Source organism: Duganella sp. BJB1802 (genome assembly GCF_013369445.1).
GTDB lineage: Bacteria > Pseudomonadota > Gammaproteobacteria > Burkholderiales > Burkholderiaceae_D > Rugamonas > Rugamonas vulcania_A.
Genome location: NZ_JABWEF010000007.1, coordinates 19181 through 43092, shown reverse-complemented (window position 1 = coordinate 43092; position 23912 = coordinate 19181). Strand labels below are relative to the sequence as shown.

The 23912-nt window shown below is 67.7% G+C and carries 23 protein-coding genes; 12 read left to right on the top strand and 11 right to left on the bottom strand.

Features of this window, described 5'->3' with window-relative positions; translation table 11 throughout:
• Positions 1-15: 15 nt before the first annotated feature.
• The 4 genes from HUX88_RS12825 to yfcF form a co-directional block, all read right to left on the bottom strand.
• On the bottom strand, positions 16-1500 hold the full coding sequence (locus tag HUX88_RS12825) for a tryptophan halogenase family protein (RefSeq protein ID WP_176362026.1): 1485 nt from the start codon (positions 1498-1500) through the stop codon (positions 16-18).
• A gap of 178 nt (positions 1501-1678) precedes the next feature.
• Positions 1679-2665, bottom strand: coding sequence for a lipoyl synthase (gene lipA, locus HUX88_RS12820; protein ID WP_117012274.1), 987 nt, complete (start codon positions 2663-2665; stop codon positions 1679-1681).
• A 31-nt stretch (positions 2666-2696) separates the two neighbouring features.
• Complete coding sequence (gene lipB / locus HUX88_RS12815; RefSeq protein WP_373886618.1) at positions 2697-3425, bottom strand: lipoyl(octanoyl) transferase LipB; 729 nt, start codon at positions 3423-3425, stop codon at positions 2697-2699.
• Positions 3398-4027: a glutathione transferase gene (gene yfcF / locus HUX88_RS12810; RefSeq protein ID WP_176362025.1), complete on the bottom strand. Its 630-nt coding sequence runs from the start codon at positions 4025-4027 to the stop codon at positions 3398-3400. Before yfcF ends, lipB begins: the two co-directional genes overlap by 28 nt.
• A gap of 122 nt (positions 4028-4149) precedes the next feature.
• Here yfcF and gcvA point away from each other — a divergent pair, with 122 nt between their 5' ends.
• On the top strand, positions 4150-5049 hold the full coding sequence (gcvA, locus tag HUX88_RS12805) for a transcriptional regulator GcvA (RefSeq protein ID WP_176362024.1): 900 nt from the start codon (positions 4150-4152) through the stop codon (positions 5047-5049).
• A 1-nt stretch (position 5050) separates the two neighbouring features.
• Here gcvA and HUX88_RS12800 read toward each other — a convergent pair whose 3' ends face one another.
• The 4 genes from HUX88_RS12800 to HUX88_RS12785 all read right to left on the bottom strand — a co-directional run bounded on the left by HUX88_RS12800 (position 5051) and on the right by HUX88_RS12785 (position 7589).
• Positions 5051-5326 carry a DUF493 family protein gene (locus HUX88_RS12800; protein ID WP_117012278.1) on the bottom strand — a complete coding sequence of 92 codons (276 nt, stop codon included), beginning with the start codon at positions 5324-5326 and terminating at the stop codon, positions 5051-5053.
• A 79-nt stretch (positions 5327-5405) separates the two neighbouring features.
• A complete protein-coding gene (locus HUX88_RS12795; RefSeq protein ID WP_117012279.1) occupies positions 5406-6218 on the bottom strand; it encodes a hypothetical protein in 813 nt (270 codons plus the stop codon).
• A gap of 26 nt (positions 6219-6244) precedes the next feature.
• Positions 6245-7030, bottom strand: a complete 786-nt coding sequence (locus tag HUX88_RS12790) for a DUF2491 family protein (RefSeq protein WP_176362023.1) — start codon at positions 7028-7030, stop codon at positions 6245-6247.
• Between the two features lies 1 nt (position 7031).
• Positions 7032-7589 carry a hypothetical protein gene (locus tag HUX88_RS12785; RefSeq protein ID WP_229219328.1) on the bottom strand — a complete coding sequence of 186 codons (558 nt, stop codon included), beginning with the start codon at positions 7587-7589 and terminating at the stop codon, positions 7032-7034.
• Between HUX88_RS12785 and HUX88_RS32290 the strand changes: the two genes are divergently transcribed.
• Positions 7588-7845, top strand: coding sequence for a hypothetical protein (locus tag HUX88_RS32290; protein WP_229219327.1), 258 nt, complete (start codon positions 7588-7590; stop codon positions 7843-7845). The genes HUX88_RS12785 and HUX88_RS32290 overlap by 2 nt on opposite strands.
• A gap of 79 nt (positions 7846-7924) precedes the next feature.
• Complete coding sequence (locus HUX88_RS12780; RefSeq protein ID WP_229219326.1) at positions 7925-8389, top strand: phage regulatory CII family protein; 465 nt, start codon at positions 7925-7927, stop codon at positions 8387-8389.
• A 250-nt stretch (positions 8390-8639) separates the two neighbouring features.
• On the opposite strand, the gene HUX88_RS12775 is transcribed toward HUX88_RS12780, so the two are convergent.
• Together HUX88_RS12775 and HUX88_RS12770 are read right to left on the bottom strand one after the other, a co-directional pair.
• Positions 8640-10514: a DUF6600 domain-containing protein gene (locus HUX88_RS12775; RefSeq protein ID WP_117012283.1), complete on the bottom strand. Its 1875-nt coding sequence runs from the start codon at positions 10512-10514 to the stop codon at positions 8640-8642.
• Positions 10515-10602: 88 nt separating this feature from the next.
• Positions 10603-11244 (bottom strand): LysE family transporter, encoded by a 642-nt coding sequence (locus tag HUX88_RS12770; protein WP_176362021.1) that lies wholly within the window; start codon positions 11242-11244, stop codon positions 10603-10605.
• A 149-nt stretch (positions 11245-11393) separates the two neighbouring features.
• Between HUX88_RS12770 and HUX88_RS12765 the strand changes: the two genes are divergently transcribed.
• From HUX88_RS12765 to HUX88_RS12755, 3 genes are all read left to right on the top strand, one after another.
• On the top strand, positions 11394-12326 hold the full coding sequence (locus HUX88_RS12765) for a DUF808 domain-containing protein (protein WP_176362020.1): 933 nt from the start codon (positions 11394-11396) through the stop codon (positions 12324-12326).
• Positions 12327-12398: 72 nt separating this feature from the next.
• Positions 12399-12824: an inner membrane protein YiaA gene (yiaA, locus tag HUX88_RS12760; RefSeq protein WP_117012286.1), complete on the top strand. Its 426-nt coding sequence runs from the start codon at positions 12399-12401 to the stop codon at positions 12822-12824.
• Positions 12825-12898: 74 nt separating this feature from the next.
• Positions 12899-15004: an EAL domain-containing protein gene (locus HUX88_RS12755; RefSeq protein WP_176362019.1), complete on the top strand. Its 2106-nt coding sequence runs from the start codon at positions 12899-12901 to the stop codon at positions 15002-15004.
• A 9-nt stretch (positions 15005-15013) separates the two neighbouring features.
• On the opposite strand, the gene HUX88_RS12750 is transcribed toward HUX88_RS12755, so the two are convergent.
• Positions 15014-15805 (bottom strand): glutamate racemase, encoded by a 792-nt coding sequence (locus HUX88_RS12750; protein WP_217916315.1) that lies wholly within the window; start codon positions 15803-15805, stop codon positions 15014-15016.
• 118 nt (positions 15806-15923) lie between these two features.
• On the opposite strand from HUX88_RS12750, the gene HUX88_RS12745 reads away from it, so the two are divergent.
• The 6 genes from HUX88_RS12745 to ccoN all read left to right on the top strand — a co-directional run bounded on the left by HUX88_RS12745 (position 15924) and on the right by ccoN (position 23911).
• Positions 15924-17552 carry a PAS domain-containing methyl-accepting chemotaxis protein gene (locus HUX88_RS12745; RefSeq protein ID WP_117012289.1) on the top strand — a complete coding sequence of 543 codons (1629 nt, stop codon included), beginning with the start codon at positions 15924-15926 and terminating at the stop codon, positions 17550-17552.
• Between the two features lie 2 nt (positions 17553-17554).
• Positions 17555-18988, top strand: coding sequence for an oxygen-independent coproporphyrinogen III oxidase (gene hemN / locus HUX88_RS12740; protein WP_176362018.1), 1434 nt, complete (start codon positions 17555-17557; stop codon positions 18986-18988).
• Between the two features lie 7 nt (positions 18989-18995).
• Entirely contained in the window at positions 18996-19757 is a 762-nt protein-coding gene (locus tag HUX88_RS12735) for a sulfite exporter TauE/SafE family protein (RefSeq protein ID WP_176362017.1), read from the top strand.
• Entirely contained in the window at positions 19736-22231 is a 2496-nt protein-coding gene (locus HUX88_RS12730; protein ID WP_176362016.1) for a heavy metal translocating P-type ATPase, read from the top strand. The genes HUX88_RS12735 and HUX88_RS12730 overlap by 22 nt, the downstream gene beginning before the upstream one ends.
• The gene (gene ccoS / locus HUX88_RS12725; protein ID WP_117012292.1) at positions 22231-22386 is read left to right on the top strand and encodes a cbb3-type cytochrome oxidase assembly protein CcoS; all 156 of its coding nucleotides are present in this window, start codon (positions 22231-22233) and stop codon (positions 22384-22386) included. The genes HUX88_RS12730 and ccoS overlap by 1 nt, the downstream gene beginning before the upstream one ends.
• Before the next feature lie 97 nt (positions 22387-22483).
• Positions 22484-23911: a cytochrome-c oxidase, cbb3-type subunit I gene (ccoN, locus tag HUX88_RS12720; RefSeq protein WP_117012293.1), complete on the top strand. Its 1428-nt coding sequence runs from the start codon at positions 22484-22486 to the stop codon at positions 23909-23911.
• The last annotated feature ends 1 nt before the right edge of the window (position 23912 follow it).

The following is a 23912-nucleotide window of genomic DNA, read 5'->3' as shown; positions in this document are numbered from 1 at the left end:
CGCGACGACGCCGCTTCAGCGCGCCACCATCCTGCGCAGATAGGCGTCGTGGGTGGGCATGGCCGCCACCACGGCCGCGATGGCCTCGCGCCGCTGGCGCAGCGCCTGCAACGCCTCGTCGCGCGGCAGCTCGGCCAGCTCCGGATCGGCGCGCTCCGGCCAGTGCCCCATGCCGGCGTGGATCGCCAGCCAGCTGTTGGCGTCGAAGCCTTCCCACTGGTACTGGTGCAGCACGCCGGCCTGGCGCCAGGCGTGGATCTTGAACTCCAGCGTTTCCGGCAGCGCCATGCCCGCCATGTCGCGCCACAGCCGGCTGTCGCGGCGCGCCGTGAGGCAGTAGTGCAGGATGATGAAATCGCGGATGCGCGCGAACTGGCGCGTCATGCCGGTGTTGTAGTCGCCGACCTCGGCCGCGGTGGGCGCGCCGCCCCGCTCCAGCAGCGGGATCAGGTGGCCCAGGCCGCTCTGGATCAGGAAGATGCTGGTCGACTCCAACGGCTCCAGGAAGCCCGACGCCAGGCCCAGCCCGACCACGTTGTGCACCCAGCAGCGCTGCCGGTGGCCGGTGGTGAAGCGCAGCAGGCGCGGCTCGGCCAGCGCCGGGCCGTCCAGCTGCGCCAGCAGTTGCTCGCGGGCGCGCTCCTCGTCGAGGTAGCGGCTGGCGAACACATGGCCGTTGCCGACCCGGTTGCTCAGCGGGATGCGCCAGGCCCAGCCCGCCTCCAGCGCGGTGGCGCGCGTGTACGGCGTCAGCGCAGCGCCGCTGGGCTCGCTGGGCACGGCCCAGGCGCGGTCCACCGGCAACCAGTGGCTGAAGTCGACAAAGGGCTCGTCCAGCGTGCGGCCCAGCAGCAGCGAGGCGAAGCCGGAACAGTCGATGAACAGGTCGCCGGCCAGCTCGCGGCCATCGGCCAGCTTGAGGCTGGCAACGCCGCCGTCGGCGCGCCGCGCCACGTCGACGATGCGGCCCTCGGTGCGGCGCACGCCGCGTTTCAGCGCCAGCGCGCGCAGGAAGCCGGCGTACAGCGCGGCGTCGAAATGGTAGGCATAGTTGAAAGGCTTGTTCTCTTCCGAGGCCAGCCCCTGGAAGCGGCCCTGGCTGGCCATCACGCTGGGCAGGCATTGCTCGCCCAGCGTGCCGAGGCCGGCGTCGCCCATCCGGCGGAAGTGGCCCCACAGGGCGTCGGGTCCGCTCAGCTCGCCGAAGTCGCCGAAGGTGTGGAAATAGCTCTCGCCCTGGATGCGCCAGTCGCGAAATTCGATGCCCAGCTTGTAGGTGCCGTTGGTGGCGCGCAGGAACTCCGCCTCGTCGATGCCCACCAGCCGGTGGAAATGGCGGATCGACGGAAACGTGGCTTCGCCCACGCCGACGATGCCGATCTCCTCGGATTCGACCAGCTCCACGGTGCTGGCGGGCAGGGCGGTCGCCAGCGCCGTCGCAGCCATCCATCCGGCCGCGCCGCCACCGACGACCACGATACGTTTGTACGCGGTGTCCATGCATGTCCCCTCTAAGTCCGGCGCCTCAAGGCCTTTGCCACAGCCAGGGCGTCAGTTCTTTATATATTGGAAACATCATTTTGAGAGATGATGCCTCCGGGGGACAATTCCAATAATTATCAAAACAACAGAGGAAATTACGTAAATGAGGAAAGGGCTCCTTGCGGAGCCCTTGTCATCAGCCTGCGGCCAGGACGTTGTGCGCCTGCTCGTCCGCGTGGTACGAGGAACGCACCATGGCGCCGACCGCCGCGTGCTTGAAGCCCATCTTGTAGGCTTCCTCCTCGAACATCTTGAACACGTCCGGGTGCACGTAGCGGCGCACCGGCAGGTGGCTGTTGGACGGCGCCAGGTACTGGCCGATGGTCAGCATGTCGATGTTGTGCTCGCGCATGTCGCGCATCACCTGCAGGATCTCTTCGTCGGTCTCGCCCAGGCCGACCATGATGCCGGACTTGGTCTTCACCTCGGGGTACAGCTCCTTGAATTCCTTCAGCAGCTGCAGCGAGTGCATGTAGTCCGAACCCGGACGCGCTTCCTTGTACAGGCGCGGCACGGTTTCCAGGTTGTGGTTCATCACGTCCGGCAGGCCGTCCTTGAAGATGTCCAGCGCCTTCTGCAGGCGGCCGCGGAAGTCCGGCACCAGCACTTCGATCTGGGTCTTGGCCGACAGCGCGCGGGTGTTCTGGATGCACTCGACAAAGTGGCCGGCGCCGCCGTCACGCAGGTCGTCGCGGTCCACCGAGGTGATCACCACGTAGCTCAGGCGCAGTTCGGCGATGGTCTTGGCCAGGTTGGCCGGCTCTTCCTTGTCCAGCGGATCCGGGCGGCCGTGGCCGACGTCGCAGAACGGGCAGCGGCGGGTGCACTTGTCGCCCATGATCATGAAGGTGGCCGTGCCCTTGCCGAAGCATTCACCGATGTTCGGGCAGCTCGCCTCCTCGCACACGGTCACCAGCTTGTTCTCGCGCAGGATGTCCTTGATCTCGTAGAAGCGGGTCGACGCCGACGCCGCCTTGACGCGGATCCACTCCGGCTTTTTCAGCCGCTCAACCTGCTCGATCGGCACGATCTTGATCGGGATGCGCGCGGTCTTGCTGGCGCCTTTTTGCTTTTCGCTCGGGTTGTAAGCCGGGGCAACGCTGGTGGTGGTTTCAGAAGTCATTTGGCTGCGTGCCCTCGCGGGCGAAGTTTGGTTATTCGTGTACTGCCGGTTCGGCCGCCTGCGCCAATACGCGGATCAGCTCCTCGGCCAGTTGCTGTTGCACGTCGGACAACACGGCGGTCGCGCCGACGCTGCGCATGTCGGTCGTTTCCAGCCCGGCATAGCCGCAGGGGTTGATCCAGGAAAACGGGGCCAGGTCCATCGCCACATTCAGCGACAGCCCGTGATAGGTGCAACCGTTGCCGCGCACTTTCAGGCCGAGCGCGGCGATCTTGGCGCCTTGCTTCGGTCCGCCGGCCATGTAGATGCCCGGCGCGCCCGCAACGCGCTCACCGGCAAGATTATACGCCCCTAACACGTTGATGATCGCCTGCTCGATTTTATTGACGAATTGCCGGGCGTACAGTTTGCCGCCCGGCTTGTTGCGGCGCAGGTCCATCAGCAGGTAGATCACCACCTGGCCGGGGCCGTGGTAGGTGACTTCGCCGCCGCGGTCGGTCTGCACCACCGGGATCGCGGACGCGCCCGCCAGCAGGTGGCCACGGTCGGCGCCCAGGCCCAGCGTGAACACGGGCGGATGCTCGACGATCCACAGTTCGTCGCGGGTGTCCGGCGTGCGCGCGTCGGTGAAGGCGCGCATCGCGGCGAACGTGCTGTCATAGTCGGAAAGGCCGAGGTGGCGGATCAGCGCCGGCTCGGTGGAGGTAGGGGACGTCATCCCGACATTATAAATCAGCCCGGCTGGTGACGCTCCAGCCATTGCTGGACGGATGGGCGCCGCCACTGGCCTGCGGCGTAGTCCTTGAGCTTTTGCGGCACCTCGTCGCCGTTGAGGATCAGGCGGTTGAGCATCAGCGCCAGATCGACATCGGCCAGCGACCAGTCGCCGAACAAGTTGGGGCTGCCTTCCTGCACGAACTGGCTGGCGGCGTGGATCAGCTTGTCGGCGGCGGCCTGGCCGGCTGCCGTCAGCGGCGCGCTGGCCTTGCCGAAAAATACGGTTTCCGTGTCCCGCTCGGCGCGCACCGGCAGCAGGTCGCTGCGCAGCCAGGCCTGGATCTGCCGCGCCTGGGCGCGCTGGCGCCGGTCCTTCGGGTACAGCGCGATGTATTCCGGCGCCGGAAAGCTCTCGTCCAGGTACTCGGTGATGGCGGTCGACTCGGTCAGCACAAAATCGCCCTCGACCAGCGCCGGCACGCGGGCGGTCAGCGCGCGGGTTGCATAGGCGCTCAGTTTCTGCTGGCCGGCCTCCAGGTCCACCGTCTTCACGGTGAACGGCAAGCCTTTTTCGGTCAGCGCGACAAAGGCGGACATGGCGTAGGGGCTGGTGAACAGGCTGTCGACGTACAGTTCAAAAGGCATGGCGGCTCCGGCTAGAGTAGATTTATTCACATGGTAAGCCTTGCCGTAGCGCCTGTATAACGTTATATTTTCGTGATTCTAGCTAATTTTATTCACATAGTTATCCACAGCATGCCGACCTGATGAGCGCCAGCCGCCGCCTGCCCAATTTTTCCGCACTGCGCGCCTTCGAGGCGGCGGCACGCCACGAGAACTTCTCGCGGGCGGCGGAAGAGTTGCATCTGACGCATGGCGCGATCAGCCATCAGGTGCGCGCTTTGGAGGAGGAATTGGGCCGGCCACTGTTCGTGCGCCATGGCCGGCAGGTGAAAATAACTAGCGATGCGCTGAAATTTGCCCAGTTTTTGGGCAAGTCCTTTGCCGACATCGCCGCCGCGGCGGATGCCATGCGGGCCTCCAGCATCAACCAGCGGCTGACGATTTCATCGATTCCATCGTTCGCCGCGCGCTGGCTGGCGCCCCGGCTGGGCCGCTTCATCGACCTGTACCCGGACATCGAGGTGGTGCTGCAATCGAGCGGCCAGCTGCAGGACCTGGCGCGCGATGGCATCGATGTCGGCATCCGCTTCGGGCGCGGCAACTATCCGGGGCTGGTGGTGCAGCGGCTGATGGGCGATGTCTACTATCCGGTAGTGAGTCCCCACTATCGCGGCGGAGAGCTGCCCGCCGCGCCGCAGGAGCTGAGCCGGCACACGCTGCTGCGCTCGGTGGAGCCGTGGTCGCCATGGCTGCGGGCGGCCGGGGTCGACATGGCAGAGCCGTCCGGCGGCTTGATGTTCGAGGATTTGTCGATGCTGATACGCTCCGCCGCCGACGGCAACGGGGTGGCGCTGGTGCGCCATGTGGTGGCGATGCAGGAGATCGCCTCCGGGCAGCTGCAACGGCTGTTCGATACCGCCACGCCGTGCCCGGATGAGTACTTCTTCGTCTCGCCACCCGGCGCGGCCGGCAGGCCGCAGGTGCAAGCGTTCCGCGACTGGCTGCTGGAGGAGATCGCCGCCTTCCAGCGCCAGCAAGCCTGAGTTACATGACGATTTTCACCATCGGATGCGCCGACAGTTCCGAATACAGCGCGTCCAGCTGCTCGCGGCTGATGGCGCGCACCACCACGGTCAGGCCGGTGTAGTTGCCCTTGGCCGAAGGACGCACTTCCATTTTGCCTTCATGGAAATCCTTGTCATGCTTTTGCACCACCAGCACGATGGTCGGGGCGAAATCGATATGAGTCGGGCCCATCACCTTGATCGGGAAGTCGCTCGGGTACTCGATGAGGGACTCTGACGGCGGGATCGCTTGCATATTCATTCCAATCAAAAAAGAAAACCGGCGGCGCCAACACGGCGCCCCCGGCCTCTATTGTAGCCAATTCAGCGCAGGCTTATGCTTTGCCCAGCGCCAGCGTGGCCGGCTCCTGCGGCGCGGCCAGCTGCGCCTGCTGCTGGCCGGACAGCCGCTGCAGCCGCGCCAGCGCCGATTCGTTGGCGATGCCAGGCTGGCTGACCGACTTGCGGATCGCCTCCAGCTCGGCCGCCTGCTCGTACGGGCGCTGGCCGATGTCGGTGACGATCTTCATGCCGGCCGCCTCGTTGCTGATGGCCTGGGCACGGCGGGTCAACGCGTTCAGCGCGCTGGAGTTGCCCTTCATGCCGGACAGCCCGGCCAGCTGGCTCTGGCGCTCGGCGCGCAGGTTCTGCAGGTCCTGCTGCGCGCGGGCCGAGGCCAACGCCTGCATCGCCTTCTTGGCCGCCGAGTCGAAGTCCGCCAGCTGCTTGGACAGCGCGTCGACGATGGTCTGCAGCTCCTGCATGTACTGGCGGGCGTCGGCCTCCTCCTGCAGCTCCTGCGGCATGCGCGCCTTGTTCGCCTCCAGCTCGTCGCAGAACAGGGTGATGGTCGCCTCCGAGATCTTGCCGGCGGCCAGGCGCTCGGCCAGCGTGCCGGCGGCCTGCTCGTCGGTCGCGATCAGCTGGCGCAGCTGGACCACGTCGGCCGCCTCCTTGTCGAAGGAGCCGCGGGCGGCGGCCAGTTTTTGTGCGGTCAGGCGCAGGCTGTCGGCCAGCCGGTCGCGGTCGGCCTCGGTGGCCGTTTCCGGATCAAAATTGGCGATCGCTTCGGAAACACGGTCGCCCAGCGCGCCAAAATGTTTGGAAATCAAGCGCGCGGTCAAACCCCAGCCATTCAAGTTGCTCATGTCAGTCGTCCTTAAAAAGTTGCGCGTCATTGGATAACGACGCGTTGCTGCTCAACCGGGATGCCAATGACGAAGTCGACATGGATCCCGCGTTTCGATCCATCGCCGTTCACGCTGCTGATGATTTCAGTCGTGATCAGCAAATATTCCTTGCCGCCGCCGCGCAATTCCCGCACGTACGGCATGAACACCATTTCCTGGCGCAGGCCGGTGCGGCCGCTGGCGTCGTCCAGCCGGGTCTCGGTGCCGGAGAACGGCGTGACGAACTCGGCGTTGGGGTCACCGGCGTCGCGCCAGTAGTCGACGCCGTCGCCCTGGCCGAACACCAGGTCAAGGTCGGACTTGTCCAGCCCGGCATCGCCCAGCTGTTCGCGCCACAGCGTGTAGCTGCGGTCGCCCAGGCCGGCGCCGCCCTGGCCCAGGTAGGCTTCCTGGTCCTCCGCCGTTTCCGGGATCACCCGCGCCAGCTGGGTGCAATACATCACCTCGGACACTTGCCCTTGGGCGTCCTGGTACACCTGCAGGAATTTCTCCTTGGCGTCCCGATCGCCGGTGTCCAGGTAGTAGCGGTACAGGCCGCCGCTCTGCTTGAGCCGGATCTGCGACACCGCCACGATGCGGTTGTCGCCCGCGTCCGGCAGAGTGATCAGCGAGCCGTCGCCGGCGGCGCGCAGCAGCGGCGACTGCTGCAACTGGATCACGCTGCCGATGCGCGCGCCCAGCGGCAAGTCCCGGTCCGTGCGCGGCGCCTCGGCCCCGCCCAGCCTGGCCGCGCCGTTGCGCAGGTAGTTGTATGCATCCGACCAGCCCATCTCAATTCCTTTCAAATGAATAATTCGTCGTATTGCCTGCCCGCAGGCGGCGCAGCTTGCGCACCGTGTACACCGCCGCCCACGCCATCACCCCCAGCACGCCCAGCCACACCAGCCAGCGCGCCACCCGGGCCAGGAAGGAAGGCGCCGGCGGCGGGGCGGCCGGGACCGGATCGCCCAGTCCCGGCATACCGTTAACCATGCCAACCTGCGCGGCGGAACTGTCGACCGGGGCCTGGCCGCCGCTGGCCACGGGAGCGGTGGCGGTCGGGTACGACACCGGCTGATGACTCTGGCTCATCGCCCGCCCCAGCATGAAGCCCAGCACGCCGTGCATCAGGCCGCTGCTTGGCTGCTGCACGATGATCGGCGCCTGCGGGTACACCGGCGGCGCCTGATACACCGGCGACGGCTGCGGCCGCGAAACCGTATCATTCAGCGGCGGCGGCGCGGTCGGCGCGGCGGCCGCGGCGCGGCGGGCGTCCAGCGTTTTCAGGGCGTTGGCCTGGGCCGCGCTCTGGTCGAGGTCGCGCGAGGCGGCCGAGGTGTTGCGTGGCATGGCCGAGGCCGGCGAACCGGCGGCCTTGCCGAACGCGCCGGGGCCGCTCTGGCGGCTGGCCGGCGGCGCGGCTGGCGTGCTCCGCGTGGAGTTGCTCTTTTGTGAAGAAAATCCACTTTTATACGACGACGATGTGCCAGAATGCGAAGACGTTCGCGCCTCCGCCACCACATTGGTGCCGAGCGCAAGGCATAACGTCAGTAACAGCGCAGATTGGAAGGACTTCATGATGTCTTTTCGCAAAGAAGTTGAATGAAAATCAGCATAGCGCCGCGCGCCGGCGACTGCATCGGTAATAAAAGGCTAGCTTCACCATGACACGCAAATACCTGGACATGAATCAACACGACGCGCTGTACAAAGTGGCGCGCAGCTATCCCGGCGGCATCGACGCGCTGGCGCAGGCGATGGGCATCTCGGTCAACGTGCTGCGCAACAAGCTGGCGCCGACCATCGCCTCGCACTACCCATCGTTCGAGGAGGTCTCGACGGTGGTGCACCTGTGCCACCAGGCCGGCGTGGCCGACGCCCACCTGCCGCTGCACGCGCTGCTGGTGCGCCACGGCATGGCCGCCTTCGTGGTGCCGACCCCGGACAACATCGGCGACGACGACCTGTCGCAGACGGTGTGCAAGGTGATGAGCCAGGTGGGGGCGGTGGCGGAGGCGGTCTCGACCGCGCTGCTCGACGGCAAGGTCACGCCGGCCGAGGCCGACCTGATCGAGCGGGAATTCCAGGGCGCGCTGTCGGCGCTGGGCGAATGGCGGGCGCGGCTGCGCCTGAAGGCGGAGCAGGGCTAAAAAAAAGCCAGCCTGGTAGGCTGGCAAAAACTATTCTCTGGTCGGAAATTGGGAAAAATCCGGAAAATAGTTGGGGCAAAGGGGAACTGTCTCGACGGTCCTGCGTGGCGGATGTCGCCATCCTTGTTTTCACGCTTCCCGCCGTGTTTGTCTATTTTGCAACATTACACTTTACAATACAGAAAGTCTATCTGTATGTGATGAACTGTTGATTTGGCGCCCTGGATGCCGCATTTTCCGGAACAGACGGTCATTGGCGGTTCTGGTTGCGGTTGTCGCCGCGCTCGCGGCCTTCCTCCTTGCGGCGCTCCTGCTGCTTGTCGTGGCCGCTGTCGCGGTTCTCGCGCGGCTGCGGCTGCGGCTGAACCTGCGGCGCCGGCCGTTGCACCGGCTGCGGCTGCTGCACCGGCTGCGGCTGCGGCTGGCGCCGCTCCTCCGGCTGGCGGAACTGGCGGCGGTTGTCGTCACGCTCGCGATCGTAACGATCGCGGTTGGCCGGGAACGGCGTCGGCACGGCCGGCGCCGGCACCGGCGCGGCCATGATCGGCGGATTGGCCTTCTGGATATTCGGCGTCGCCACGATGGGCGGATTGGCCTGCTGGATGTTCGGCGTCACCGCGATCGGCGGACTGGCCTGCTGGATGTGCGGCGGCTGCCCCGGCCGGCCGTACGGACGCACATCGATACGCACGTCGCCCGGCTGGATGGTTTGCGGCGGCGCGTCGGGCCGGCCGAACTGCCCCGGCGCCAGCGTGCTGACCTGCGGCCGGCCCGGCTGCAGCGGCGCCACCGGTTGCGGCGCCGGCGGCGCGGTCAGCACCCGCCCGGGACGATCCGGACGGCCGTCATGGTCGCGGTCTCGCCAGTCGCGGCGGTTGGTGTCGAGCGTGCGCGCGACCGCCGGTTGCGGCGGCGCCACCGGCGCGGCGGTCGCCGCCAGCGCGGAAGTCGGTATCACCTGCGGCCCGCGCGGCACCTGCACGCTGCGGTGGCGGCCCTCGAACTGGTCGCGCGGCAGCACGGTCAGGCCCTCGTGCCGCGCCGGATCCACCGCGCGCGGCTCGAACTGCCGGCCGTTGTGGGTCCACACGAGGCGCTGCTCGTGGTCGGGCGACACCCGGTAAGCCGGCACATAGCGCTCGCGCGGCGACAGCGGGAACCAGCCCAGGCCGGGCCGGTGGTCGCGCACGAAGCCGTCGCCGCCCACCCAGCCCACCAGCGCCGGCGCCCACACCGGCCGTCCAACGGGACGCCCCGGCGCCCAGCACCAGCGGCGGTTGACCACCACCCAGCGGCCGTAGTGCGACGGCGCGTAGGCCCAGGGCGCGTTGTCGACCCAGGTCCAGCCCCACGGCGCGAGCCAGACCCAGCGGCCATCGCGGTAGGGCGCCCAGTCCACCGCGACATTGCGCGGCGTCCACAGCGCGCCGTACTCGACGCTGTCGCTCCAGCTGCCGTTGCGGTCCAGTTCCTCGTAGCCGGTCATGCCGGTGGAGACGAAGCGCGAGGCCACCACCACCTCGGCGGCGCGGTCGCGCTCGTCGGACCAGACATCGAAGCCGTCGCGCCGCGCCACGCTGGTGCCGACGTCGACGCTGCTGACGTCCACATGGCGGCCGGGGCCGACCGTCACCGACGAGCCGGCGCCGTCCACCCGCGCGCTGCCGGCCAGCACGCTGACCTGGCTGGTGTCGGCCACGCGCTCGACATCGACCCGCAGCAGGCCAGGCTCGAGCAGCGTGATGCGCGCCTGCGGCGTGTTCAGCTCGAAATCGCGCAGCAGCTCCGGGCTGCGCACGCGGATGCTGACGCTGCCGTAATTCAGGCGCAGCCGCAGCAGTTCGTCGTCCAGCTCGGTGATTTCCAGGTCGGAGTCGCCATCGAGCCGCACCGCCGTCGAGCCGACCCGGAACTCGGTGCGGCCGCCGCTGGCGGTGGTGAGATGGCTGGCGCCGGTGACCGGCCAGTTCAGCCCGGCGGCGACCGGCTCGTCGTCGCCGACCAGCGTGACCTGGCCCTGCACGGCCGAAATGCGGCCGACCATGGCCGGCGGGTCCGCCAGCGCGAGCGAACACAAGCCGGCCAAGGCGGCCAGCACGGCGGAACGGATGATTTTGCGGCTCATGGCGGCGTCTCCTGGTTTGTTTTTAGATTAACGCCGCGCCGGCCGATTCGACTACCGGGATTACACCGGGTTACAAATCCCAGCCGAATCAGGCACTTGCACCGCCGCGCTTGACAAAGAACAAGGCCGCGCCGACCGCCATCAGCAGGCCGCCGAACACCCGGTTCTGCTTCTTGACGGCGCCGGCGTCGCGGAAAAAGCGCTGCATCGACGAGGCCAGGAAGGCGTAGCTGTGCATCACCACCAGGTCGATGCAGCACATGGTGGCCGCCATGATCAGCAATTGCGGCAGCAGCGGCGAGCCCTGGGTGATGAACTGCGGCAGCACCGCCACCATGAAGATGATGCCCTTCGGATTGGTGGCATTGGTCAGGAAGCCGGTCAGGAAGCGCTTGCGCACGGTCGGTACCACCACCTCGGCGCGGTCCTGTTGGGCGCTGACGCTGACCTTGGCGCGCCACTGGCTCAGGCCCAGGTAGATCAGGTACAGCGCGCCCACCGTCTTGACGATGTTGAACGCCACCTCGGACGCCAGCAGCAGCGAGCCGACGCCGGCACCGGCGATGAAGAACAGCAGCATCAGGCCGCTCTGCAAGCCGAGGATGGTGGCGGTGGTGCGGCGCACGCCGAACGACAGGCCGTGCGACATCGACAGCACCGCGCCCGAGCCGGGCGAGACGGCGATGATGCAGGCGGCGATGAAAAAGGTGATCCAGGTGGCGAAGCTCATGATGGTCCCGTGCGGTGGGCCGCAGCACCGTGCTGCGAGGCAAAGCACATTGTAGCGGGCTTGGCGTGTCGCCGCCCGGCCGATCATCGGGTAAGATTGCTAATCAACCAAGGAATCCACATGACCCACCACCCGCAGGAGCAACGTTAATGGCCGGCACCAGCCTGTTGGCGCTGATCGACGACATCGCCACCATCCTCGACGACGTCGCCCTCATGAGCAAGATGGCGGCCAAGAAGACCGCCGGCGTGCTGGGCGACGACCTGGCCCTCAACGCCCAGCAGGTGGCCGGCGTGCGCGCCGAGCGCGAGCTGCCGGTGGTGTGGGCGGTGGCGCTCGGCTCGCTGAAGAACAAGGCCATCCTGGTGCCGGCCGCGCTGGCCATCAGCGCCTTCGCGCCGTGGGCCATCACGCCGCTGCTGATGGCCGGCGGCCTGTACCTGTGCTTCGAGGGCTTCGAGAAGATCGCCCACGGCCTGCTGCACAAGGACGAGGAGGACCGCCACCTGGGCGAGCTGGCCGACGCCGTCAGCGATCCCGACGTCGACCTGGTGGCGCTGGAAAAGGACAAGATCCAGGGCGCCATCCGCACCGACTTCATCCTCTCGGCCGAGATCATCGTGATCGCGCTGGGCACGGTGGCCGGGGCCGGCTTCCTGCAGCAGGTGACGGTGGTGGCCGGCATCGCCCTGGTGATGACGGTGGGCGTGTACGGCATCGTGGCCGGCATCGTCAAGATGGACGACGCCGGCCTGTACCTGAGCCGGCGCGGCGGCGGCGCGGTGCGCGCGCTGGGCCGGGTGCTGCTGGCGGCCGCGCCCAAGCTGATGAAGCTGCTGTCGGTGGTGGGCACGGCGGCCATGTTCATGGTCGGCGGCGGCATCCTGACCCACGGCCTGCCCGGCGCCCACGACCTGATCCACCACGCCACCGAGGCGGCGGCCACGGTGCCGGCCGCCGGCCCGCTGCTGGCCTGGGCCGCGCCGGTCGCGCTGGACGCGCTGGCCGGGGTCGCCGCCGGCGCGCTGACCCTGGCCGTGGTGATGCTGGGCGGAAAACTGTTGCGAATTATCAGGAAATAACATTGGCCTTTTTGATATGATCCCGCAGCGGGCGCCGTCCGGCGCCGCCACACCCCACTGCAAGGAGCACACATGGCCCATCCCACCCACCAAGGCCCGACCAGCGCCTTTATCGCCGCCTCCTGGGTCGCCCTGATCGCCGGCGCCCTGACCTACCTGTTCGGCCTGTGGAACGCCACCATGGCGCTCAATGAAAAAGGCTATTACTTCACGCTGCTGATGTACGGCCTGTTCGCCGCCGTCTCGCTGCAGAAATCGGTGCGCGACCGCAGCGAGGGCATCCCGGTCAGCGGCCTGTACTTCAGCCTGTGCTGGACCTCCATCCTGCTGGTCATCGGCCTGCTGGGCGTGGGCCTGTTCAACGCCACGCTGGCGCCCAGCGAAAAAGGCTTCTACGCCATGGGCTTCGCGCTGAGCCTGTTCGCGGCGGTGGCGGTGCAGAAGAACGTGCGCGACGTCGCCGCCGTCAAGGCCGGCGGCGCCGGCGAACCGGGCTGATCCGGCGCTAAAAAATTCGGCAAACCGCGGAACTCCGAGCCGCCTTTTCACTCAAAAGGCGTAGGAGGTCCGCAATGGAGCAAACACAACGACATCTGCGCATGGCGCTCGACGCGGCGCGCATGATGATCTGGGATTCCGAGCTGTCGGGCGGCAAGGTGCTCGACAGCACCGTCAAATGGGTGGGCGCCGGCACCAGCCTGCTGGGCCTGCCGCCGGGCGACCGGCAGCAGCCGTTCGCCACATTTTTGCAGATCGTCTGCCCGGAAGACCGCGACCATCTGCTCGACACCATGCAGGACGCGGTCGACAAGTGCACCGGCTACGAGGTCGAATACCGCGTGCAGTGGCCCGACCGCAGCCGCCACTGGCTGGCGGCCAAGGCCCATGTGTTCTGCGACGACGATGGCGTGCCGCTCGGCACGCTGGGCATCGTCTGGGACATCACCGAGCGCAAGGAAACCGAGCAGGCCGTCGCGCGCCAGCGCGAGCTGGCCGCCGTCACGCTGCGCTCGATCGGCGAGGGCGTCATCACCACCAACGCCAGCGGCGAGACCGACTACCTCAACTACATCGCCGAACAGCTGACCGGCTGGCCGCTGGAGCAGGCGCGCGGCCTGCACATCTCCACCACGCTCAAGCTGATCGACGACGCCGGCGCCCCCATCCCCGAGCACGCCGCGCTGCAATGCCTGCGCCTCAAGCAGGCGATCGGCACCTCCTCGCACAACCAGCTGGTCACGCGCGACGGCCGCCACGTGGCGGTGGAGGAATCGGCCGCGCCGATCTGGTCCGACTGCGGCCAGCTGCTGGGCGCGGTGGTGGTGTTCCGCGACGTCAGCCACGAGCGCAAGCTCAGCAAGCAGCTGTCGTGGAACGCCAGCCACGACACGCTCACCGGCCTGATCAACCGGCGCGAGTTCGAGGTGCAGATCGCCGCCGCGCTGCACAGCGCCAAGCAGGACGAGCACGTGCACGCGCTGCTGTACATGGACCTGGACCAGTTCAAGATCGTCAACGACACCTGCGGCCACAGCGCCGGCGACCTGCTGCTGCAGCTGCTGGCCAAGATGCTGCAGACGCAGATGCGCGACAGCGACATCCTGGCCCGCCTGGGCGGCGACGAGCTGGGCGTGCTGCTGCCGCACTGCCCACCCGACCAGGCGCTGCTGATCGCCGACCAGCTGCGGCAGTCGATCAAGAACTTCCGCTTCGTGTGGGACGACCACACCTTCGAGCTGGGCGTGAGCATCGGCCTGGTCGAGATCAACCACCTGAGCAAGTCGATGACCGAGCTGCTGATCGCGGCCGACCAGGCCTGCTACCTGGCCAAGGAGCGCGGCCGCAACCGCGTGCACCTGTACCAGGACTCGGACCTGCGGCTGGCGCGCCGCCAGGGCGAAATGCAATGGGTGTCGCGCCTGAACGAGGCCTTCGAGCACCAGTACTTCCGGCTGTACGCCCAGCCCATCGTCGGCCTGGGCGCGCAAGGCGGCGGGCACGACGAGGTGCTGATCCGCATCCAGCCGGCCAAGGGCGAGCTGATCCTGCCCGGCGCCTTCATCCCCGCCGCCGAGCGCTACGACATGATGACCGCCATCGACCGCTGGGTGATACGCGCCGTGTGCCGCCACGTGCAAAGCGTGCGCGAGAGCCTGGGGCCGCAGCAGGCCTATGTGGCGCAGCGCCAGCCGGCGCCGGCCCAGTACTCGGTCAACCTGTCGGGCAGCTCGCTGAGCGACGAGGGCCTGCGCGACTACATCATCGAGCAGTTCGTCGAGCACGACGTCGCGCCCGAGCAGATCTGCTTCGAGATCACCGAGACCGCCGTGATCGCCAACCTGATCAAGGCGCAGGACTTCATGGCCGGGCTGAAGGCGCTGGGCTGCCGCTTCTCGCTGGACGACTTCGGCAGCGGCCTGTCCTCGTTCGCCTACCTGAAGGCGCTGCCGGTGGACTACCTGAAGATCGACGGCGTGTTCATCCGCGACATCGCCAACAACGCCATCAACCGCGCCATGGTCAAGGCGATCAACGAGGTGGGCCACGTGATGGGCATCAGCACCGTGGCCGAGTACGTGGAGGACGAGCCGACGCTGGCCGTGGTGCGCGAGCTGGGCCTGGACTACGCCCAGGGCTACGCGGTCGGCACGCTGCGCCCGCTCAGCGTGAGCGACTGAGGTGGACGACTAGGCGACGGCGGCCAGCTCGGCCTGCAGCGGCGTGCCCAGCGCGCGCAGCGCGGTGTTGAAATCCTCCAGGCTCAGCTCGGCGCTGGCGGTGGCCAGGCAGCGCGTCAGGCCGGCGCCGGCGCTGGTGTGGGGCGCCAGCTCGTCCAGCACGCTGTCGGCCGGGTCGAGGAATTGCACGTCCGGCGCGGCCGCCTCGAAGAAGGGCTTGAGCCACGGCAGATGGGTGGACGACATCGTCATCACGTCCACCAGCGGATGGGCGGCGCGCAGTTCGCCGATAAAGCGGTCGATGGCGGCCTGGGTCGCCTGCGGCCTGTGGACAAAGTCGAAGTTTTCCACAAGCTCCACCAGCGCCGAGGCGTTCGCCAGCAGCACCTCGCCGGCGCCGCGATGGGCGGCCGCGTAGGCCTGCATGGCGGCGCTGTCGACCATCGAGCGCACGCCCAGCACCGCCACCTTGCCGCTGGCCGAGCGCCGCACCGCCTCGGCCACCGGCGGGAAGATGCCGATCACCGGCACCGCCGCCGCCGCCCGCAGCGGCTCCAGCACCACCACGCTGGGCGCGTTGGACGCCAGCACCACCGCCACGCAGCCCTGGTCCTGCAGGAATGCGGTAGCACGTTGCACCACTTCCAGCAACTGCTGCGGCGATTTCGCGCCGTAGGGAAAACTGGCGCGGTCGGCGAAATACAGCACGTCCTGCGCCGGGAAGGCCGCGCGCACGCGCTCGACGATGGCGTAGCTGCCGATGCCGGCGTCGAAAATGCCGATGGGACGATGAAGTTTCATGATTTCCTTGGCAACCCCAATCCGGGGAATTTTGATCCACATCAATAAAATTGGCGACCGGACTCCGTAAACTGATCGTATCAATTGCGATAAAGCAATATATCCCTCGGAGCCTCGTATGCGCAACAATCAGCCCGTCAGCAACCGCGAAGTGGAAGTCCTGGATGACCAGGCCATCGTGTCGAAGACTGACCTAAATGGCAATATTGTCTATGTAAATCCCTACTTCACGCAAGTGAGCGGTTTCAGCGAGGCGGAACTGCTGGGTTCGCCGCAAAACATCGTGCGCCATCCGGACATGCCGGCCGAGGCCTTCGCCGACCTGTGGAGCTCGATCCAGGGCGGCATGCCGTGGACCGGCATCGTCAAGAACCGCTGCAAGAACGGCGACTTCTATTGGGTGCGCGCCAACATCACGCCCATCCGCGACAACGGCAAGACCACCGGCTACATGTCGGTGCGGGTCAAGGCCGAGCGCCACCAGATCGAGAAGGCCGAGCAAGCCTACCGCGCCATCCGCGCGGGCGGCAAGCACGGCCTGCGCATCAAAAACGGCCAGCTGATCCGCACCGGCGCCGGCTCCCTGTTCTCGCGCCTGGGCCATGTGTCGCTGGCCATGCGTATCTGGCTGGCCACCAGCGTGGTCAACGTGCTGCAGGTGATCGTCTGCGCGGCCGCGCTGATGGGCGGCGGCGGCAACAGCTACGGCATCTTCGCCGCCACCTTCGTCGGCCTGCTGATCAACGTCTTCCTGTGGTACACGCTGCGCGTGTCGGTGCTGCAGCCGCTGGGCCGCGCGCTGCAGGGCGCGCGCTCGATCGCCGCCGGCGACCTGTCCTGCTCGTTCGAGACCGACGCCACCGACGAGGTCGGCCAGCTGGTGCGCGCGCTGCAGCAGATGAACAGCAACCTGATCGCCACCATCCGCGACGTGCGCAACAACGTCGAGACCATGGCCGTGGCCACCCGCCAGATCGCCGCCGGCAACGCCGACCTGTCCGGCCGCACCGAGGCGCAGGCCGCCAGCCTGGAGGAGACCGCCTCCAGCGTCGAGCAGTTCTCGTCCACCGTCAAGCAGAACGCCGACAACTCGGCCCAGGCCAACGAGCTGGCGCAGAACGCCTCCAACGTCGCGGTGCAGGGCGGCGAGATCGTCGCCGACGTCATCGCCACCATGGACGAGATCAACACCTCGTCGCGCAAGATCGTCGACATCATCGGCCTGATCGAGGGCATCGCCTTCCAGACCAACATCCTGGCGCTCAACGCGGCGGTCGAGGCGGCCCGCGCCGGCGAACAGGGACGCGGCTTCGCCGTGGTGGCCGGCGAGGTGCGCAACCTGGCCCAGCGCAGCGCCACCGCCGCCAAGGACATCAAGAACCTGATCGACGTCTCGGTCGGCAAGGTCAGCGCCGGCATGGTGCAGGTCGACCGCGCCGGCGCCACCATGAAGGAGGTGGTGGCCTCGGTGCAGCAGGTGACCGCCATCATGCATGAAATCTCGGTGGCCTCGCACGAGCAGAGCATCGGCGTCGACCAGGTCAACTCCGCCATCGCCCACATGGACAAGGTCACGCAGCAGAACGCCGCGCTGGTCGAGGAGGCGGCCGCCGCCACCGCCAGCCTGGCGATGGAGGCGGGCGGCCTGATCCAGGCGGTCAGCCTGTTCAAGTTCGGCACCACGCGCAAGGTGCGTCCGCTGCGCGCCACCTCTCAACCTCAACCGATGAAACGCCTCGCGGCATGACCATGAACACCACTGCAAGCCACACCGGAGCCGCATTCCCAGACGTCGAATTCGACGCCGCCATCATCGGCAAGCTGAGCCAGTCCGGCCCGCGCTACACCTCGTACCCGACCGCCGACCGCTTCCAATCGGAATTCGGCTACGGCCAGTTCCTCGAGGCGGTGGCCGGCCTGCGCATGCGCCGCAGCCAGCGGCCCTTGTCGCTGTACATCCACATCCCGTTCTGCGACACCATCTGCTACTACTGCGGCTGCAACAAGATCGTCACCAAGGACCACAGCAAGGCCGCCACCTACCTCGGCTACCTGAAGCAGGAGATCGACATGCAGGGCCGGCTGTTCGCCGGCATGGGCCAGATCGAGCAGCTGCACTTCGGCGGCGGCACGCCGACCTACCTGAGCGACCGCCAGATGGGCGACCTGATGACCCACCTGCACGAGAACTTCCAGTTCGCCTCCGACGCCCAGGGCGAGTACTCGATCGAGATCGATCCGCGCACCGTCAGCGTCGAGCGCGTGCACTCGCTGCGGGCGCAGGGCTTCAACCGCATCAGCCTGGGCGTGCAGGACTTCGATCCCGAGGTGCAGAAGGCCGTCAACCGCATCCAGCCGGAGGCCGAGACGCGCGCCGTGATGGACGCGGCGCGCGCGGCCGGCTTCCGCTCCATCAGCATCGACCTGATCTACGGCCTGCCCAAGCAGACCATGACGAGCATGGAGCAGACGCTGGACAAGGTGATCGCCGCCAACCCCGACCGCATCGCGCTGTACAACTACGCCCACCTGCCGCACCTGTTCAAGCCGCAGCGCCGCATCGCCGAGGCCGACCTGCCGACGCCGGCCGTCAAGCTGGACCTGCTGGCGCTGTGCATCCGCCGCCTGTGCGCGGCCGGCTACGTCTACATCGGCATGGACCACTTCGCCAAGCCGGACGACGAGCTGGCCGTGGCGCAGCGCCAGGGCCGCTTGCAACGCAACTTCCAGGGCTACTCCACGCGCGCCGAGGCCGAGCTGATCTCGTGCGGCGTGTCGGCCATCAGCGCGGTCGGCGCCACCTACAGCCAGAACGAAAAGACGCTGGAGGCGTACTACGAAAAACTCGACGACGGCAGGCTGCCGGTCACGCGCGGCATCAAGCTCGACACCGACGACCTGCTGCGCCGCATCGTCATCCAAAAACTGATGTGCAATTTCGAGCTGTCGATCTCGTCCATCGAGCAAGCCTATCCGATCCGCTTCCCGCAGTACTTCGCCGCCGAGCTGGACAAGCTGCGCGCCTTCGAGGACGACGGCCTGGTGCAGGTCGACGACCAGTGGATCACGGTCACGCCGAAAGGCCGCCTGCTGATCCGCAACATCTGCATGGTGTTCGACCGCTACCTGAGCCTGCCGCGCAGCGAAGGCCCGCAACCGCTGCGCTACTCCAAGACGATCTGAGCGGGCCATGAACGCACTCCAGCTCTTGCCGGTGATGGTGGTGGGCCTCGCGGGCAGCGTCCACTGCGTCGGCATGTGCGGCGGCATCGTCGGCGCGCTGTCGGTCGGCACCGCGCCGCCGCCGCGCACCGTGATCCCCATCGTCGCCGTCCCGCAGACCAGCGCGCTGACGCGGGTGCTGTCGTACAACGCCGGCCGCATCGCCAGCTACATGACGGCCGGCGCGCTGGCCGGTGGCTTGGCCGGCGGCGCCCACAGCATCGCCTCGCTGGCCGGGCTGCAGCTGGGCTTCTACTGGCTGGCCAACCTGATGCTGGTGGCGCTGGGCCTGTACCTGATGGACGCCTGGCGCGGCCTGGCCGTGCTGGAGCAGGGCGGCCGCGTGCTGTGGACGCGCGCCCAGCCGGTGATCGCGCCGATGATGAAATCGCTGATGCCGGCCACCCGCCCGCACCAGGCCTTCGCGCTGGGCGCGCTGTGGGGCTGGCTGCCGTGCGGCATGGTCTACAGCGTGCTGCTGACCGCCATGCTGAGCGGCTCGGCCGGCGACGGCGCCGCCGTCATGCTGGCCTTCGGCCTGGGCACGCTGCCCATGCTGACCGGCCTCGGCCTGGCCGGCGCCCGCCTGCAACGCGCCCTGCAACAGCGCCGCGTGCGCATCGCCTGCGGCCTGCTGGTGCTGGCCTTCGGCGTGCTGGGCCTGGCCCGCGCGGCCGGCGGCATCGCGCCCGACTGGATGGATACCCTATGCCTGACACCACATCAATGAGCGCCGCCATGGGCAACTTCGCGCCGCCGGCCGCCGCCGCCGGCGTCTGCTACCACTGCGGCCTGGCCCTGCCGGCCGAGCTCAACCCCGCCTGGACCGTACGCATCGCCGGCGCCGAGCACGCCATGTGCTGCCCCGGCTGCGCGGCGGTGGCGCAGACCATCGTCGACCTCGGCCAGGAATCCTACTACCGCGAGCGCTCGGCCTTCGCCGCCAGCGCCGAGGGCGCGCAGATGCTGCCGCCCGAGCTGCGCCTGTACGACAACGCCGACCCGCGCTTCGCGCTCGACGAGGACAGCCGCGAAACCACGCTCACCGTCGAAGGCATCCGCTGCGCCGCCTGCGTGTGGCTGATCGAACAGCGCCTGGCCAAGCTGCCGGGCGTGGAAAGCGCCCAGCTCAACGTCGCCACCGAGCGCCTGTACGTGCGCTGGCGCAGCGAGGCCTGCCAGCCCGGCGACATCCTGGCCGCGCTGCACACGATCGGCTACGCCGCCTATCCGTACGACGTCGACCGCCACAGCGAGCAGCAGCGCAAGGCCGCCAAGACGCTGGGCCGCCAGCTGTTCGTGGCCGGGCTGTCGATGATGCAGGTGATGATGTACGTGGCGCCGGCCTACCTGGCCGACGCCGGCACGCTGGACGACAGCATGGCCACGCTGATGCGCTGGGCCAGCCTGCTGCTGACGGTGCCGGCCATCTGCTACTCGGCGCTGCCGTTCTGGCGCGGCGCCTGGGCCAGCCTGCGCGCGCACACGCTGGGCATGGACGTGCCGGTGGCGCTGGGCATCGCGGCGGCGTTCGGCGCCAGCGTGGTGGCCACGGTGCGCGGCCAGGGCGAAGTGTATTTCGATTCGGTGACGATGTTCATCTTCCTGCTGCTGTGCAGCCGCCATCTGGAGCTGCGCGCGCGCCGCAAGGCCGGCGCCGCGCTGGAGCGCCTGCAGCACGCGCTGCCGGCCTCGGCCACGCTGCTGGAACACTACCCGGACAGCCACGCCGCCAGCCTGGTGAAGGCCGCCGCGCTGGCGGTGGACGACGTCATCATGATCAAGCCGGGCGAGGCGGTGGCGGCCGACTGCGTCATCGTCGACGGCCGCACCGTGCTGGACCTGTCGCTGCTGAGCGGCGAGAGCGCGCCGGTGGCCAAGGACGTGGGCGACGCGCTGCCGGGCGGCGCCATCAACGCCGGCTCGGTGATCCTGGCGCGCGTGACGCGCATCGCCCAGGACAGCACCATGTCGCGCCTGGTGCAGCTGATCGACCGCGCCGGCCGCGACAAGCCGCGCATCGCCCAGTGGGCCGACGACGTGGCCGGCTGGTTCGTGCTGGCGCTGCTGCTGTTCGCGCTGGCCACCTTCGCCTTCTGGTTCTGGCTGGACGGCGACAGCGCCCGCCGCGCCTGGCCGATCGCCATCGCGGTGCTGGTGGTGTCGTGCCCGTGCGCGCTGTCGCTGGCCACGCCCACGGCGCTGGCCGCCGCCACCGACGCCCTGCTGCGCCAGGGCGTGCTGGTGACCGGACCGCAAACGCTGGAAACGCTGCACCGCGCCACCCATGTGGTGTTCGACAAGACCGGCACGCTGACCTACGGCCGTCCGGTGTTGCAGGAAATTCAGCAGCTGGGCCTGATGCAGGCCGACTTCTGCCTGCAGGTGGCGGCCGCGCTGGACGCCGGCAGCGGCCATCCGCTGGCGCGCGCCATCGTCCACGCGGCCGCCGAGGCGCAGGGCGGCGCGCGCGCCGACTGGCAGCCGGCGGCGTCCAAGGAAATTCCCGGGCGCGGCATCGAAGGCGTGCTGCACAACCGGCGGTATCGGCTGGGCAGCGCCGGCTTCGTGGCCGAGCTCAGCGGCGTGGCGCCGCCGCACGATCCGGGCGTCGGCGTCACGCCGGTCTACCTGGGCGTGGCCGGCCAGTGGCTGGCCTGCTTCCAGCTGCACGACGGCCTGCGCCCCGAGGCCCAGGCCACGGTCGACTACTTCCGCCAGGCCGGCAAGACGGTGGTGCTGCTCAGCGGCGACCACGACCTGCTGGCGCGCCAGGTCGGCGACCAGCTCGGCATCCGGACCACCATCGGCGGCTACCTGCCCGATGAGAAGCTGGCCTTCGTCAAGCGCCTGCAGGAAACCGGGGCGGTGGTGGCGATGGTGGGCGACGGCATCAACGACGCCGCCGTGCTCAGCGCGGCCGACGTCTCGTTCGCGATGGGCGCCGGCGCCGCGCTGGCGCAGGCCCACGCCGACGCGGTGCTGCTGTGCGGCCGCCTCGACGCGGTGGCCGACAGCGCCCGCGTGGCGGGACGCACCATGCGCGTGATCCGCCAGAACCTGGGCTGGGCCAGCGTCTACAACGCGGTGGCGATCCCGGCGGCGGCGATGGGCCTGCTCAATCCCTGGCTGTCCGGGGTCGGCATGGCGCTCAGCTCGGCCGTGGTGGTGGCCAACGCGCTGCGCCTCAGAAGGAGTGCATGATGGAAGCCTTGTACCTGCTCATTCCGCTCAGCGTGCTGCTGGTGTTTGTCGCGCTGTGGATCTTCTTCAGCGCCTCCGACAACGGCCAGTTCGACGACCTGGTCGGCCCCGGCCTGCGCATCCTGCAGGATGACGACAAGCCGCAAGACGATTGACCAGATCCGGAAAATTTTGATTCACATCAAGGTTTTTTAAGTCTCACCTAAGTAACCTTTGACTCACATCATCAAAGCGTTCTTGGGAGAACTTCAAGTGGACCTTGCACAGAACTACAACTACAAGATTGTGAAGCAATTCGCAATCGCCACCGTGGTCTGGGGTATCGTCGGCATGCTGGTAGGCGTCATTATCGCCGCCCAGCTGGCATGGCCGGCGCTGAACCTGGACATTCCATGGTTGACCTACGGCCGCCTGCGGCCTTTACACACCAATGCCGTCATCTTCGCGTTCGGCATCTGCGGACTTTTCGCAACCTCCTACTACGTGGTACAGCGCACCTGCCAGGTGCGGCTGTTCTCGGACAAACTGGCCGCCTTCACCTTCTGGGGCTGGCAAGCGGTCATCCTCAGCGCCGTCGTCACCCTGCCGATGGGCCTGACCCGCGGCAAGGAATACGCCGAGCTGGAATGGCCGATCACCTTGCTGATCGCCGTGGTGTGGGTGTCCTACGCCATCGTGTTCTTCGGCACGCTGATCAAGCGTAAGGTCAAGCACATCTACGTCGCCAACTGGTTCTTCGCCGGCTACATCATCGCCGTGACGATCCTGCACGTGGTCAACGGCGCCAGCATGCCGGCAACCTTGTTCAAATCCTACTCCGCCTACTCGGGCGTGCAGGACGCCATGATCCAGTGGTGGTACGGCCACAACGCGGTGGGCTTCATCCTGACCGCCGGCTACCTGGGCATGGTCTACTACTTCATTCCGAAGCAGGCCGAGCGTCCGGTGTACTCGTACCGCCTGTCGATCGTGCACTTCTGGGCGCTGATCTTCACCTACATGTGGGCCGGCCCGCACCACCTGCACTACACCGCGCTGCCGGACTGGACCCAGTCGATCGGCATGGTGTTCTCGCTGATCCTGCTGGCGCCAAGCTGGGGCGGCATGATCAACGGCATCATGACCCTGTCGGGCGCCTGGCACAAGCTGCGCACCGATCCTATCCTGAAGTTCATGATCGTCTCGCTGTCGTTCTACGGCATGGCCACCTTCGAGGGCCCGATGATGTCGATCAAGACCGTCAACGCACTGTCGCACTACACCGACTGGGGCATCGCCCACGTCCACGGCGGCGCACTGGGCTGGGTGGGCTTCATCACCATGGGTTCGATCTACTACCTGCTGCCGCGCCTGGCCGGCCAGCAAAAAATGTATAGCACCAAGCTGATCGACCTGCACTTCTGGGTCGCCACCATCGGCATCGTGCTGTACATCGCCGCGATGTGGATCGCCGGTGTGATGCAGGGCCTGATGTGGCGCGCAGTCAATGCCGACGGCACGCTGACCTACACCTTCGTCGAAGGCGTCAAAGCCACCTATCCGTACTACGTGGTGCGCTTCACCGGCGGCCTGCTGTACCTGACCGGCATGTGCGTGATGGGCTACAACACCTGGATGACCTTGCGTAACCGCGAGACCGCCGTGGCGCGCATTCCCGCGCTCAACGCCGGCCACGCCTGAT

Bases quoted from the DNA above. Each gene is read 5' to 3' on its own strand.
- HUX88_RS12825 (WP_176362026.1), bottom strand. From the start codon at position 1,500: ATGGACACCGCGTACAAACGTATCGTGGTCGTCGGTGGCGGCGCGGCC.
- HUX88_RS12755 (WP_176362019.1), top strand. From the start codon at position 12,899: ATGGAGCAAACACAACGACATCTGCGCATGGCGCTCGACGCGGCGCGC.
- HUX88_RS12790 (WP_176362023.1), bottom strand. From the start codon at position 7,030: ATGGGCTGGTCGGATGCATACAACTACCTGCGCAACGGCGCGGCCAGG.
- gcvA (WP_176362024.1), top strand. From the start codon at position 4,150: ATGAGCGCCAGCCGCCGCCTGCCCAATTTTTCCGCACTGCGCGCCTTC.
- HUX88_RS12735 (WP_176362017.1), top strand. From the start codon at position 18,996: ATGAACGCACTCCAGCTCTTGCCGGTGATGGTGGTGGGCCTCGCGGGC.
- lipA (WP_117012274.1), bottom strand. From the start codon at position 2,665: ATGACTTCTGAAACCACCACCAGCGTTGCCCCGGCTTACAACCCGAGC.
- HUX88_RS12785 (WP_229219328.1), bottom strand. From the start codon at position 7,589: ATGCCACGCAACACCTCGGCCGCCTCGCGCGACCTCGACCAGAGCGCG.
- HUX88_RS12795 (WP_117012279.1), bottom strand. From the start codon at position 6,218: ATGAGCAACTTGAATGGCTGGGGTTTGACCGCGCGCTTGATTTCCAAA.
- ccoS (WP_117012292.1), top strand. From the start codon at position 22,231: ATGGAAGCCTTGTACCTGCTCATTCCGCTCAGCGTGCTGCTGGTGTTT.
- yfcF (WP_176362025.1), bottom strand. From the start codon at position 4,027: ATGCCTTTTGAACTGTACGTCGACAGCCTGTTCACCAGCCCCTACGCC.
- HUX88_RS12750 (WP_217916315.1), bottom strand. From the start codon at position 15,805: ATGAAACTTCATCGTCCCATCGGCATTTTCGACGCCGGCATCGGCAGC.
- yiaA (WP_117012286.1), top strand. From the start codon at position 12,399: ATGGCCCATCCCACCCACCAAGGCCCGACCAGCGCCTTTATCGCCGCC.
- HUX88_RS12770 (WP_176362021.1), bottom strand. From the start codon at position 11,244: ATGAGCTTCGCCACCTGGATCACCTTTTTCATCGCCGCCTGCATCATC.
- lipB (WP_373886618.1), bottom strand. From the start codon at position 3,425: ATGGCTGGAGCGTCACCAGCCGGGCTGATTTATAATGTCGGGATGACG.
- HUX88_RS12730 (WP_176362016.1), top strand. From the start codon at position 19,736: ATGCCTGACACCACATCAATGAGCGCCGCCATGGGCAACTTCGCGCCG.
- hemN (WP_176362018.1), top strand. From the start codon at position 17,555: ATGAACACCACTGCAAGCCACACCGGAGCCGCATTCCCAGACGTCGAA.
- HUX88_RS32290 (WP_229219327.1), top strand. From the start codon at position 7,588: ATGGCCGAGGCCGGCGAACCGGCGGCCTTGCCGAACGCGCCGGGGCCG.
- HUX88_RS12745 (WP_117012289.1), top strand. From the start codon at position 15,924: ATGCGCAACAATCAGCCCGTCAGCAACCGCGAAGTGGAAGTCCTGGAT.
- HUX88_RS12800 (WP_117012278.1), bottom strand. From the start codon at position 5,326: ATGCAAGCGATCCCGCCGTCAGAGTCCCTCATCGAGTACCCGAGCGAC.
- HUX88_RS12765 (WP_176362020.1), top strand. From the start codon at position 11,394: ATGGCCGGCACCAGCCTGTTGGCGCTGATCGACGACATCGCCACCATC.
- HUX88_RS12780 (WP_229219326.1), top strand. From the start codon at position 7,925: ATGAATCAACACGACGCGCTGTACAAAGTGGCGCGCAGCTATCCCGGC.
- HUX88_RS12775 (WP_117012283.1), bottom strand. From the start codon at position 10,514: ATGAGCCGCAAAATCATCCGTTCCGCCGTGCTGGCCGCCTTGGCCGGC.